This window comes from Phenylobacterium sp. FG114 (assembly GCF_057809855.1).
Genome location: NZ_JBMDKU010000013.1, coordinates 29390 through 41899 on the forward strand (window position 1 = coordinate 29390; position 12510 = coordinate 41899).

14 protein-coding genes are annotated in these 12510 nt (G+C 71.2%); 10 read left to right on the forward strand and 4 right to left on the reverse strand.

Annotated elements, in window-relative coordinates; all coding sequences use genetic code 11:
• The first annotated feature begins 31 nt into the window (after positions 1-31).
• The 6 genes from ACODSY_RS19815 to ACODSY_RS19840 all read left to right on the forward strand — a co-directional run bounded on the left by ACODSY_RS19815 (position 32) and on the right by ACODSY_RS19840 (position 7491).
• Positions 32-463, forward strand: a complete 432-nt coding sequence (locus ACODSY_RS19815; protein ID WP_488953608.1) for a hypothetical protein — start codon at positions 32-34, stop codon at positions 461-463.
• Between the two features lie 83 nt (positions 464-546).
• Positions 547-1272 carry an ABC transporter ATP-binding protein gene (locus ACODSY_RS19820; RefSeq protein WP_488953609.1) on the forward strand — a complete coding sequence of 242 codons (726 nt, stop codon included), beginning with the start codon at positions 547-549 and terminating at the stop codon, positions 1270-1272.
• Entirely contained in the window at positions 1269-3638 is a 2370-nt protein-coding gene (locus ACODSY_RS19825; protein WP_488953610.1) for an ABC transporter permease, read from the forward strand. Before ACODSY_RS19820 ends, ACODSY_RS19825 begins: the two co-directional genes overlap by 4 nt.
• Positions 3639-3641: 3 nt before the next feature.
• Positions 3642-4844 carry an efflux RND transporter periplasmic adaptor subunit gene (locus tag ACODSY_RS19830; protein ID WP_488953611.1) on the forward strand — a complete coding sequence of 401 codons (1203 nt, stop codon included), beginning with the start codon at positions 3642-3644 and terminating at the stop codon, positions 4842-4844.
• A 353-nt stretch (positions 4845-5197) separates the two neighbouring features.
• On the forward strand, positions 5198-5845 hold the full coding sequence (locus ACODSY_RS19835) for a BON domain-containing protein (RefSeq protein ID WP_488953612.1): 648 nt from the start codon (positions 5198-5200) through the stop codon (positions 5843-5845).
• Positions 5846-5949: 104 nt separating this feature from the next.
• Positions 5950-7491 (forward strand): flavin-containing monooxygenase, encoded by a 1542-nt coding sequence (locus ACODSY_RS19840; protein ID WP_488953613.1) that lies wholly within the window; start codon positions 5950-5952, stop codon positions 7489-7491.
• Between the two features lie 9 nt (positions 7492-7500).
• Here the strand turns inward: ACODSY_RS19840 and ACODSY_RS19845 are convergent, their stop codons facing one another.
• The 4 genes from ACODSY_RS19845 to ACODSY_RS19860 all read right to left on the reverse strand — a co-directional run bounded on the left by ACODSY_RS19845 (position 7501) and on the right by ACODSY_RS19860 (position 10225).
• Entirely contained in the window at positions 7501-8490 is a 990-nt protein-coding gene (locus ACODSY_RS19845) for a zinc-dependent alcohol dehydrogenase family protein (RefSeq protein ID WP_488953614.1), read from the reverse strand.
• Between the two features lie 31 nt (positions 8491-8521).
• Positions 8522-9361, reverse strand: coding sequence for a universal stress protein (locus tag ACODSY_RS19850; RefSeq protein ID WP_488953615.1), 840 nt, complete (start codon positions 9359-9361; stop codon positions 8522-8524).
• Positions 9362-9440: 79 nt separating this feature from the next.
• Positions 9441-9692 (reverse strand): hypothetical protein, encoded by a 252-nt coding sequence (locus ACODSY_RS19855; protein ID WP_488953616.1) that lies wholly within the window; start codon positions 9690-9692, stop codon positions 9441-9443.
• Positions 9689-10225, reverse strand: a complete 537-nt coding sequence (locus ACODSY_RS19860) for a pyridoxamine 5'-phosphate oxidase family protein (protein ID WP_488953617.1) — start codon at positions 10223-10225, stop codon at positions 9689-9691. The genes ACODSY_RS19855 and ACODSY_RS19860 overlap by 4 nt, the downstream gene beginning before the upstream one ends.
• A gap of 159 nt (positions 10226-10384) precedes the next feature.
• Here ACODSY_RS19860 and ACODSY_RS19865 point away from each other — a divergent pair, with 159 nt between their 5' ends.
• The 4 genes from ACODSY_RS19865 to ACODSY_RS19880 are packed head-to-tail and all read left to right on the forward strand — an operon-like array spanning position 10385 to position 12476.
• The gene (locus ACODSY_RS19865) at positions 10385-10873 is read left to right on the forward strand and encodes an ArsI/CadI family heavy metal resistance metalloenzyme (protein ID WP_488953618.1); all 489 of its coding nucleotides are present in this window, start codon (positions 10385-10387) and stop codon (positions 10871-10873) included.
• Positions 10866-11228, forward strand: a complete 363-nt coding sequence (locus ACODSY_RS19870) for an ArsR/SmtB family transcription factor (RefSeq protein ID WP_488953619.1) — start codon at positions 10866-10868, stop codon at positions 11226-11228. Before ACODSY_RS19865 ends, ACODSY_RS19870 begins: the two co-directional genes overlap by 8 nt.
• Before the next feature lie 16 nt (positions 11229-11244).
• Positions 11245-11769, forward strand: a complete 525-nt coding sequence (locus tag ACODSY_RS19875; RefSeq protein WP_488953620.1) for an arsenate reductase ArsC — start codon at positions 11245-11247, stop codon at positions 11767-11769.
• The gene (locus tag ACODSY_RS19880) at positions 11766-12476 is read left to right on the forward strand and encodes an aquaporin (RefSeq protein WP_488953621.1); all 711 of its coding nucleotides are present in this window, start codon (positions 11766-11768) and stop codon (positions 12474-12476) included. Before ACODSY_RS19875 ends, ACODSY_RS19880 begins: the two co-directional genes overlap by 4 nt.
• Positions 12477-12510: the final 34 nt, after the last annotated feature.

Genomic DNA, 12510 nt, shown 5'->3' on the forward strand with positions numbered 1-12510 from the left:
GCGGCCGGCGCGCGTCTCGGGTGGACCCGTCATGCATCATCCCTTCCCCAAGCCCACCCATCTGTCGCCGGACCTCGCCCGGGTGGACGCCTATTGGCGCGGCCTGCTTCGCGGCTCCGCGCAGATGCCGTTCTGGGACGACTACCGGCCGACCGAGCTGCCTGACCTGGCCGACCGCCTGTTCCTGGTGGACGCCTTTGCCGAGCCCGAGCGCTTCCGGTTCGCTTCGGTCGGGACCGAGCTCGGCGGCGCCGGGCTGGAAGGCTGCTTCCTGGACGAGACAGAGCTACCGCGCCCCCTCGCCTTCCTGCGGGCGCAGTGCAGCGCCACGCTCGAAGCCGGCCGTCCCACCGGCTGGCGCGTGGACGCCGACGAGGGCGGCCCCGCCTACGCGCGCCTGCTCCTCCCGATGTGGGGCGACGGCCGTATCTCCATGCTGCTCGGGGCCGTGGACTTCGGTTGAGCCGGCGCTCGGTCGGCCACAGCCCACCACCCTTGAGTGAGGTCAAGGCGGGGTCGCGCAGCGACCGTTAAGCGGACCAGATGATGCCCCAGGCGCGCCCGGATCCACCCGCGACGTTCGAGATCCGTGGCCTCACCAAGGTCTACCGGACCGGGGCCGGCGACGTGCATGCCCTGCGCGGCGTCGACCTGCGCATCGAGGCCGGGAAGACGATCGTCCTCCTGGGTCCGTCCGGATCCGGCAAGTCGACGCTCCTGAACATCCTGGGCGGGCTCGACGGCGCGACGAGCGGGTCGGCGCATTTCCACGGCCAGGACCTCTGCGCGGCCAGCCATGCGGAGCTCACCCGCTACCGGCGCCGATCCGTCGGCTTCATCTTCCAGTTCTTCAACCTGGTCCCGAGCCTGACGGCGCGCGAGAACGTGGCCCTCATCACCGAGATCGCCGCCGACCCCATGCCGCCCGAGGAGGCGCTGGCGCGCGTCGGCCTGTCCGACCGGCTCGACCATTTCCCCGCACAGCTGTCCGGCGGCCAGCAGCAGCGGGTCGCGGTGGCCCGCGCCATCGCCAAGCGGCCCGAGCTCCTGCTTTGCGACGAGCCGACGGGATCGCTCGACAGCGAGAGCGGCGTGCAGGTGCTGGAAGCGCTGGTCGAGGTGACCCGCGACGTCGGAGCCACCACCATGATCGTTTCGCACAACAGCGACATCGCCGGGCTGGCCGACCGAGTGATCCGGTTCCGCGACGGCCAGATCCAGGAGGTGGCTCGCAACCCAAAGAAGCTCTCTCCGCGAGAGATGCGCTGGTGACGCTCGCGCCGCTCGATCGCAAGCTGTTGCGCGACCTCTGGCGGCTGAGGTGGCAACTGCTGGCCGTCGGTCTGCTCGCGGCCTGTGGCGTGGCCGTGGCGGTGATGTCGCTCTCGGCGCAGCGCGCGCTGACCAAGGCGCAAGACGCCTTCTACATGCAGAGCCGCTTCGCGGATATCTTCGCACAGGCCAAGCGGATCCCGGTGTCTCAGGCCAAGGACCTGGCGCACCTGCCGGGCGTCGTGGCCGCCGACGCGCGGATCGTCGAGGCGGGCCTGGTCAATGTTCCCGGGCTCGCGCGACCCGCCAATGTGCGACTCATCTCGCTGCCCGACGACGAACGTCGCGCCCTGAATCGGATCGGTCTGGTTCGCGGCCGTCTGCCGGATGCGCAGCGACCCGGCGAGGTCGTGGCGCTGAAGACGTTCCTCGACGCCGCGGGCGTATCGCTCGGCGATCGGTTGACGGCCGTCATCAACGGCCGTGCGGTGACTTTCACGGTCGTGGGCGCGGCTCTGTCGCCCGAGTTCGTATATGTGCCTGCGCCGGAGTCATTCATGCCGGACGACGCCCACCAGGCGGTGCTCTGGGCGCCACGTCCGGTCGTGGAACGCGCGGCGGCCATGAGCGGGACGGTGAACAGCGTGGCCCTCAAGCTCGCGCCGGGCGCCTCGGTCGCCGCGACGCTCGCGGCGCTGGACCGCAGGCTGGCGCCCTATGGCGGGCGGGCCGCCTACGCGCGCGCAGACCAGCCATCGCATGCCTTCCTCGCCGCGGAGCTCAAGGAGCTCTCCACCTCCGCGACCATCCTGCCGCCCATATTCCTGGCCGTCGCCGCGGCGCTCGTTCACCTGACGGTCTCGCGCCTCGTGGAGGCCGAGCGCGAGCAGATCGGCCTGCTCAAGGCGTTCGGCTATCGCGATGGCGAGGCCGCCGCGCCCTATCTGCGCCTGGCCGCCGTCATCGGTGTGCTCGGCGCCGCGGCCGGCGGCCTCGCGGGCGGGGCCCTGGCCGCCGCGGTCGTGGAGCAGTACCGCGAGTACTTCCGCTTCCCCGTGCTGGCGGCAAGCTTTCACTGGCCCGCGTTCGGAGCGGCCACCGCGGTGGCCCTCGGCGCCACCCTGGCCGGGTCGTTCGCGGCCGTGCGGCGCGCCGCGTCGCTCTCCCCCGCCATCGCCATGCAGCCGCTCCGCCCGGCCGCCTACCGGCCCGGCGTTCTGGACCGCGTCGTGCGCGGGCCCAGCGTGGACCAGGCGACCCGCATCATCGTGCGCAACCTCGAGCGGTTCCCGCTCCGCGGCGCGCTTGCCGCATCCGGCCTCGCCGCGAGCCTGGCCCTCCTGGTGGGAACCCAATTCCTGTTCGACAGCCTCGATCGGGTCGTGGATCAGGCCTACTACCGCGCGCAAAGCTGGAGCGAAGCCATCGGCTTCGTCGAGGCCCGCAGCGTCGCCGCCATGGCCGAGGTGGCGCGACTGCCGGGCGCCTACGCCGCGGAGCCCGTACGCGTGGTGGCGGTGCGGCTGAAGGCCGGGGGCCGCGAGGAACTGACGCGTATCGTCGGGCTGGAGTCCGATGCGCGCCTGCAGCGCCCCCTCGACGCCCTGGAGCGGCCGATCCCTTTCCGCGGCCGCGGCGTCATCGTCAGCGAGGCCCTCGCGGGACGCCTCGGATTGGCCACCGGCGACTTGGTGCGGGTGGAGGTGCTGGACGGTTCTGCGCCGACCGCCGACCTGCCGGTCACCGGCCTGGCGCGCGACTACAGCGGCTTCGCCGCCTACATGCCCCGCCGGGAACTGAACCGCCTGATGGGCGAAGGCGACGTGGCCAGCGGCGCGCAGCTTCTGGTCGCCGACGACGCCCGACCGGCCTTCTATCGCGCCGTCGCCCGCGTCCCCCAGATCGCGGGCGCCTCGTCGCGCGACGAGACCGTGGCGAACTGGCGCCAGGCCATGGCCGAGGCCTTCCGGGTCACGGTGAGCTTCTACGTCGGCTTCGCCGGGGCCATCGCGTTCGGCGTGGCCTACAACACCTGCCGTATCGCCCTGTCCGAGCGCGCGAGGGACCTCGCCACCCTGCGGGTGCTGGGGTTCGGCCAGGCGGACTGCGCCTACATCCTGATCGGTGAGCTGGCCATCCTGGCCCTCCTCGCCGCGCCGCTGGGTGTGCTGGGAGGCCAGGCCCTCGCGCACGGGCTCGTCGCAGCCTACAGCCGGGACGAGGTGCGGCTGCCGGCCGTGATCAGCGCGCGCAGCTATGGGATCTCGATCGCGGCCTACCTCAGCGCAGTGGCCCTGGCCGCCGTGCCGGTGGCCCGACGCATCTGGGGCTTCGACCTCGTGGCCGTTCTGAAGACCAGGGAGTAGCCGATGCCGAAGGTGCGTTGGATGCGGTGGGTCGTCGGCGGCGCGGTCGTCGCACTGGTCATCGTGGCGATCGCCCTGCTGCTGGCCCCTCGCCCTGTCGACGCCGACGTCGCGAAGGTCGTCCGCGGCCCGATCGCCGACGCGGTCGCCGACCAGGGCTACGCCCAGGTTCGCGACGCCTATGTGGTGGCCGCGCCCGTCGCGGGGCGCCTGCAGCGGATCGACCTGCGGGTGGGCGACCACGTGACGGCCGGGACGACGGTCGTCGCCCGGATCTGGCCCGCGACCGCAGACCTTCTGGACCCTCGCGCCCGCGCAAGAGCCGAGGCCGCGCGGGCGGCGGCGGGCGCGGCCGTCGCCGCCGCCGTCGCGCATCGGGAACAGGCGGCGGCGATGTCCACTCGGGCCGACCAGGACGTGCGCCGCCTGCGCGCGCTCGCGGCGCAGGGATATGCGACCCGCCAGGCGCTGGAGGCGGGCGAGGCCGAAGCCCGCGCCGCCAGCGCCGACCTGCGGGCCGCCGTGGCGGAGCTGGGCGTGCGCCGCGCCGAGCTCGCCGCCGCCGAGGCCGCCTTGCTGGAGCCGGAGGCCGCGGGCCGCCGCGCGCTCGCGGTGACTTCGCCGGCCTCAGGCTATGTGACCCGCGTCCTCCAGCAGAGCGAGCGCACCGTCGCCGTGGGCGCGCCCATGGTCGAGATCGGCGACCAGCGCGGGCTCGAGGCCGCCGTCGAATTCCTGACGCAGGACGCCGTGCGGATCCGCGAAGGCATGACGGCCGAGGTCTTCGACTGGGGCGGAGACGGCGTAATCCCCGCCCTGGTGCGCCGCGTGGAGCCTCAAGGGTTCACGAAGGTCTCTGCGCTGGGCGTGGAGGAGCAGCGGGTGCTCGTCCTCCTGCAGTTCACGGGCGACCCGCAGCGCTGGTCCCGGCTGGGTCCGGGCTATCGCCTATGGGGGCGCGTGTTCCTGCGCCGGGAACCCCAGGCGGTCACCGCGCCGCTCGGCGCCCTGGTGCGCGACGGCCGTCGCTGGGCTGTGTACCGCGTCGAGGGGGGCCAGGCCCGGCTCGTCCCGGTGGACGTGGGCGCCATGACCGATGCGGCGGCGGAAATTCGCCGCGGCCTGGCGGCGGGGGACACCGTGGTGGTCTTTCCCTCCGACAAGGTCGCCGACGGGGTCCGCCTGAGGGTTCGGGCTCGCAACTGAGAGCCATGGCGACCAAGGCGCCCTGACAACCGGACCCGCGTCTCATGGATGGGATTTGCGTTGCGCGGACCGCGGCCGGGCCTCCCTCACGGGCGGGAGGCCCGGCCCAAGTGGCTTGATCCGCCGCCACCGTCCTCGTGTCGTGGCTTTGGACGCGGTGGGCAGACTCCGGTGTGGACCCGGCCCCGCTCCTCCACCGCCGGGGGCGGCTGGAGCGCTTTCACCCTAGCGCGCCCTCGCCTCCCGGCCTTGCGCAAGATCAATCCGACGCCGCTTGATTTCCCGCAAGGCGGCCTCGCGGCGCGCGCGCACGGTTTCGATGGGCCAATTGAGGCCTGAACCGAGGTGACGTCATGGACGACAAGTTCGTGAAGAAGCTCGTGGAGGACGAGCTGCAGTTCCAACCCAGCGTCGACGCCGCCCACATCGGCGTGAGCGTCAACAAGGGCATCGTCCACCTGAACGGACGGGTGGCAAGCTTCGCCCAGAAGTCCGCCATCGAGAGCGCCGTGAAGCGCGTCAAGGGCGTGCGCGGCTATGTCGAAGACCTGATCGTGCAGCCGAGTGGCGATGTGCACAGCGACGACGCCATCGCCATCCAAGTGGCCAACATCCTGGAGTGGGACGCGCTCCTGCCGAAGAACGCCATCAAGGTGAAGGTCGAGCAGGGATGGGTCAGCCTCAGCGGCGATGTCGAGTGGGCCTATCAGCGCCTGGCTGCTGAGGCCGGCCTGCGCCGGCTGGAGGGCGTCCGCGGACTCACCAACCTCATAATGATCAAGCCCAAGGTCGCCGTCGGCGACATCAAGCGCCGCATCGAGGAGGCCTTGGGACGCCAGGCCGAGGTCGAGGCGAACCACATCGTTATCACGGTGCAGGACGGCAAGGTGCGGCTCGACGGCAAGGTCCGCGCTTGGCATGAGCGTGACATCGTCGAACGGGCGGCCTGGAGCGCGCCCGGCGTGACGGCGGTGGACGATCACGTGACCATCGGCGCCTAACCGCCCACCGGATCAAAGGTGACGCCCCCGTCATTTTTTGACTCAGATCAAGGCAACGGCCCGGCAACGGAATAGGCTTTCCCGAAACGAGTGAGGAGAGCGAGATGGATGGCGCAATGGGTCCTGGCCGAGCGTCGCCGGAGCATGTAGACGTCTTGATCGTCGGGGCCGGGATTTCCGGCATCGGCGCAGCTCACCATCTGAAGCAGCAGTGTCCGGGCAAGACGTTCCTCCTCCTGGACGCCCTTGACGGCTACGGCGGCACCTGGCGCACCCACCGCTATCCGGGCGTGCGTTCGGACAGCGACCTCTACACCTTCGGCTACCGTTTCAAGCCCTGGACCGGGACTCCCATCGCTAGTGGCGAGGAAATCCAGCGGTATCTCGGGGAAGTCATCGCCGAGGACGACCTGGCCCCGCACATCCGCTACCGCCACCGCGTCCTGACGGCCGCTTGGGACAGCGCCGCCGCGCAATGGACGGTCGAGGCGGAACAGTCGGACACCGGAGCGCGGGCCACCTTCACCGCCGGCTTCCTGTGGATGTGCCAGGGCTACTACCGCCACGAGGCGGGCTACACTCCGGAGTGGCCGGGCATGGCCGACTATCGGGGCCGCATCGTCCATCCTCAGACCTGGCCCGAGGACCTGGACTGGCGCGGCAAGCGGATCCTGCTGATCGGCTCCGGCGCCACGGCCGCCACCCTGTTGCCGGCGCTCGCGCCGGAGGCCGCCCACGTCACCCTGCTGCAGCGGTCGCCGACCTACTTCATCCCCGGCCGCAACGCCAACGAACTGGCGGATACGCTGAACGCGCTCGAGGTCGAGCCGGCCTGGACCCACGAGATCGTGCGCCGCAAGATCCTGCACGACCAGGACGCATTCACCCAGAGAGCCTTCGCCGAGCCCCACGCCGTGAAGGCGGAACTGCTCGCCGGCGTGAGCGCGTTCGTCGGCCCAGAGGCCACCGCCCGGCATTTCACGCCGCGCTACCTGCCCTGGCGCCAGCGCATCGCCTTCGTGCCCGACGGCGACCTCTTCCAGTGCGTGCAGGCCGGCCAGGCCTCGGTGGTGGACGGAGAGATCGAGGCCTTCACCGAAGCCGGCGTGCGGCTCACCGACGGGCGCACGCTCGATGCCGATCTCGTGGTCACGGCTACCGGCTTCGAGATTTCCGTGCTGGGCGACATCGCCTTCACGGTGGATGGCCATGCGGTCGATCCGGCCGAGACCGTCACCTACCGCGGAATGATGTTTACCGGCTTGCCGAACCTCGCCTGGATCTTCGGCTATTTCCGGGCGAGCTGGACGCTGCGCGTCGACCTGGTCGCGGACTTCGTCTGCCGCCTGCTGAACCACATGACGGAGCGTGGCGCCGACACGGTGGAGGTGACGTTGCGTCCGCAGGACCGAGACATGGCGCGGTTCTCCTGGGTCGAGCCCGAGAACTTCAACCCGGGCTACCTGCTGCGGGGCGAACACCGGCTCCCGCGGCGGGGCGAGGCGACGGAATGGCGGCATACCCAGGACTACTGGGCAGAGCGCAAGGCGCTGCCTGCGGTGGATCTGGAGGGACCGGAGTTCCGCTATGGGCGTGCGGCGGTCACGAAAGGGGCGTCTGGCCTGGCGACCGCCGAGCCCGCCTGAGCGGCGCCTTCAGGGAACCAGCACCGCCGCGCCGGCGAAGGCTCCGGCGCGCAGGTCGCTCAGCGCCTGGTTGGCTTCGGCCAGGGGGTAGTTCACCACGTGCGGCCGCACCCCGGCCGCCGCCGCGCGCGGAAGATAGTCCAACGCGTCCTGCCGCGTGAGGTTGGCCACCGACAGCAGCCGGCGTTCCTCCCAGAGCAGCCGGTAGGGGAAGGCCGGGATGTCGGTCATGTGGATGCCGCCGCAGACCACCGTTCCCCCTTTGCGCACGGCGCCCAGCGCCGCGGGCACAAGGGCGCCGACCGGCGCGAAGATGATCGCCGCGTCCAGGGGCTTCGGCGCGGCGTCTTCCGACGCGCCGGCCCAGGCGCAACCGAGGCGGCGCGCCAGGCCCAGTGCCCCCTCGTCGCCCCGGCGGGTGAACGCATACACTTCCTGGCCTTCGGATATGGCGAGTTGGGCGAGCAGGTGGGCGGCGGCTCCGAAGCCGTAGAGCCCAAGGCGCGCCACCGGATGCGCCTCGCAGGCGAGCCGCCACGCGCGAAACCCGATCAGGCCCGCGCAGAGCAGCGGGGCGGCGACAGCGTCCTCCAGGCCCGGCGGCAGCGGGAAGCAGTAGTCGGCCCGGACGATCACGCGATCGGCGTAGCCGCCGTCCCGGGACCAGCCCGTGAACTCGGCGGCGTCGCAGAGGTTCTCGCGCCCTTCCCGGCAGTACACGCAGCGGCCGCATGCGCCGCCGAGCCAGGGCGCGCCGCGTCGCTCCCCGAGGACCGCGCCGCTCACACCCGGTCCGATGGCGTCGACGACCCCCACGATCTCGTGGCCGGGCACGACGGGCCCCTTCGTCTCGAGTTCGCCATCCAGGATGTGCAGGTCGGTTCGGCAGACGCCGCAGGCCCGAACCCTGAGGCGCAACTCTCCCGGCCCGGGCTCGGGATCCGCGCAGACCTCCGCGACCAGCGGGACACGCGGACGTTCCAGCAGCATCCGTCTCATGGGCAGCCTCGCTGCGGATTCGGCGCCGGGGTCAGTGCGACAAGAAGAGGGGAACCGGCAGTCGAGCCAGCATATCGCGGCTCGCCCCACCCAGCACGAGCTCCTGCAGCCGCGGCCGCCCGTAGAGCCCCATCACCACCAGGTCCGCGTCCAGCACCACCGCCTGGCGGGCCAGCACCTCGCCGGCCGAGCCGTCGGGGCTGGGGTCGACGATCAGGTTCGCCGCCTGGCCATGGTGTTCCAGCAGGCGCTGGAGGCCCGCGTCGGGACCACCCTCGCCCTTCGGCGAAACCACCACGATGTGGAGTTCGTCGGCGTCGGCGATCAGCGGCCAGGCGTCCCGCAGGGCGCGGCTGGCCTCGCGGCCGCCGTTCCATGCGAGCAGGATCCGCTTGCCCACCGAGGGCGCGAAATCCGTCTCGGGCGCTACGATGACCGGTCCGCCGCAGGCCAGAGCCACCTGCGCGGCCTCCACTCTTTCGCGGCCCAGGCAGGCGATGGCCTGGCGCGGCATGATGACGAGATCCGAGCGGCGTGCCGCCGCCACGAGCTGACCGCGGCTGTCGCCTGTGAAAACCCGCCATTCGGATTGGACGCCCTGGTCGGCGGCCGCGGCCTCGAAGCGCATGCGGGCCGCTTCCCCGCGGCGCTCGAGCGTCTCGGCGTGGGTCTTCATCAGGTCGGCGACCAGCTCGGGCGTGAGGGTCATGTAGGACTCGTCCGGAGTCACGAATTCCGGCGGCATGTCGCTGGCCAGGAACGCGCCCGTCACATGGGCCTGCATGCGGCGGGCGATATCGACGGCGGCGCGCACGCGGGGGGCTGCGGCCGCGGAATCGTCCACCTGGACGAGGATGTCGCGAAAGCTCATGGCGATCTCCAATGGGAGGCTGAAGCGTGGCGCAGGGCCGCCCGTGCGGCCTTGACGGTCGTCAAGCGATCCGACCGCCCTAGCGGGCGCGAAGGCCGCGCCAGATGGCCCAGCCCCCGACCAGCACGAGGAGTTGCGCCGCCGCGGACGCCAGCAGGCTGCCGGCCAGGCCGAGCCTGACAGACCAGACGCCGTTGGCCGGCGCATCGCCGTAGACGGCTACGAAAAGGGCGGCCAATCCGCCGACGCCTGCGATCAGGCAAAACAGGCCGAACGCCGCGAGGGGCAACGAACGCCTCGGGCGCCCGGCGCCGGGGATGGGCGAACTCATGGGGTCAGACCCAAGGCGGCGGCGCCATCGGAGGGCGGCGCCGACTCGGGCGGGAGACGCGCCGTGCGCGGCGGGTCACGTTCAAGTATCCGGACATGTTCCACGTGCCCGAACCCCTTGCCGTAGTCGAGCACCCCGACCACTTCGGGCGTCACCTCGAACAGCGCCATCTCGCCGGCGTCCATGTCGCCGACATACTGAGCGATCTCGCTGAACTTGGCGGCGAACAGCGAGGCCACCCTGGTCTGCACGTCGCCGGACCGAACCGGATGCGCCCTCCCGCAGATCGACAGCCCGCGGATCTGGCTCCAGTCGCGGTAAGGCAGCGTGATCGTCAGCGCCACCCGATCGTCGCGGCCGAGGTTCCGCGCTTTCTGGGATGCCGGCGAGCAGCCGAAGTAGAGGGCGACCCCATCGTTCGCGTAGCTCACGGTCACCACATGCGGCGCGCCGTCCGGAAAGGTCGTGGCCACCGCCATGTCCTGGCCCTCCGCCAGAACCGCGAGGATGTCGGACAAGAGATGCTGCGCCATGGAGGCCTCCTCTCGCGCGCAGTGGGACGCAGGTCGGCGGCCCTCGCCTTGCGCGAAGTCAAGCGCGGACGCCGATCCCAGCGCGCAGAAAGCGTTGGCCTCTTGACTATTTTATTTTTCTAGAAATATAGAATTCACGTCATTCAGCGGAGCCAAGCCATGAAGCGCCTCCACCTGCACGTGAGCGTCCCCGACCTCGCCCAATCGATCCAGTTCTACGAGACCCTGTTCGGCGCCGCGCCCAGCGTGGTGAAGGACGACTACGCCAAGTGGATGCTGGACGATCCCAGGGTGAACTTCGCGATTTCCAAGCAACCGAACCGCGTCGCGGGCGTCGACCATGTCGGCATCCAGGTCGACAGCAGCGACGAGCTCAGCGAGCTGTCGGGGCGCCTGAAGGCCGCTGGCGCACAGACCTTCGACGAGGACGCCACCACCTGCTGCTACGCCAAGTCCGACAAAAGCTGGGTCGCCGACCCTGCCGGCGTTCGCTGGGAGACCTTCTATACCTTCGGCGAGGCCACGACATATGGGACCAGCGACGCGCTCGCCGCTCTCGAGGCCTCGGCGAAACCCCAGGCTGCCTGCTGCGGCCCGGCCCCCAAGGTCGAGCCGGTCCCCGCCGCCACCGGCGCCTGCTGTGGCTGACGGCCTCGAGAAGGACGAGGCGATCCGCGCCCTCTCGGCGCTCGCCCACCCCGGCCGTCTCGACGTGTTCCGCCTGCTGGTGCGGGCGGGACCCGACGGGATGGCGGCGGGCGAGATCGCTCGGGCCGTCGGCAGCCCGCTGAGCAGCCTGTCGGCGAATCTTACGCTCCTGTCGACCGCCGGGCTGGTCACCTCGCAGCGCGACGGCCGGTCGATCATCTATCGCGCCGCCTACGAGCGCATGACCGGCCTCCTCGCCTTCCTCATGGAGGACTGCTGCGCCGGCAAGCCTGAAATCTGCGCCCCGCTGGTCGCCATGGCCGGCGACCCCTGCGGGCCGGGAGCCCGCTGCTGAAGCCAAGGACACGGCCATGAGCGAACGTCCCTACAATGTGCTCTTCCTGTGCACCGGCAATTCGTGCCGCTCGATCCTGGCCGAGGCGATCATGAACCGCCTGGGCGGCGGACGCTTCCAAGCGTACTCCGCCGGCTCCTTCCCGACCGGCCAAGTCAACCCGCACGCCCTCGCCCTGCTCAGGAAGTTCAACTACGAGACGGGCGGCCTCCGCTCGAAGTCCTGGGACGAGTTCTCGCGCGATGGCGCCCCGGATGCGCCCGCGCTCGATTTCGTCTTCACCGTCTGCGACGAAGCGGCGGGCGAGGTGTGCCCCTATTGGCCGGGCCAGCCGGTGACCGCGCACTGGGGCCTGCCCGATCCGGCTCGCGCCACCGGCAACGACGCCGAGGTCGCCCTTGCCTTCGCCGACACCTATCGGATGTTGAGCCACCGCATCTCCATCTTCCTGAACCTGCCGCTCGCCAAGCTCGACCGGATGTCGCTTCAGAAGCGCCTGGACGAAATCGGCCAGACCCGAGGGGTCCCGAAGCCGGCATGACCGACGCCAGCCTCGAGCCGCCCCGCGAACCGTTCGACGTCCCGAGGCGTCTCGCCGCCGAGGCGCTCGGCACGGCGCTGCTGCTGGCGGTCGTGGTCGGCTCGGGCGTCATGGGCGAGCGCCTGGCCGGTGGGAACGACGCCATCGCGCTTCTCGGCAACACGCTCGCGACCGGCGCGGCGCTGGTGGTCCTGATCACGGTCTTCGGCCCCCTCTCGGGCGCCCACTTCAATCCCGCCGTCACGCTGGCCTTCGCGCTGAGGCGCGAGATCGGCGTCGGGCTGGCGCTGGGCTATGTCGCCGTGCAGGTCGTCGCGGGGGTGGCGGGGGTGATCGTCGCCCACGCGATGTTCGACGCGCCGCTCCTGCAGGTCTCGACCAAGTTGCGCGAGGGCCCGTCGCAGGCTTTCGCCGAAGGCGTCGCCACCTTCGGCCTGCTGCTCACCATCCTGGGAACGCTGCGCTTCCGCCCCGGCTTCACCCCCGCCGCGGTCGGCCTCTACATTACGGCCGCCTACTGGTTCACCGCCTCGACTTCGTTCGCCAATCCGGCGGTGACGTTGGCGCGCAGCCTGACCGACACGTTCGCGGGCATCGCACCAGCCTCGGCGCCCGCGTTCATCGGGGCCCAGGTGGTCGGCTCGCTGGCGGCGCTGGGGGTGGCGCGGTGGCTCTTCGACAGTCGGACCGCGCGCGTCGGGGCATGAACCGCCCGCTCGGGTCGCTCACACGCGCAGGCAG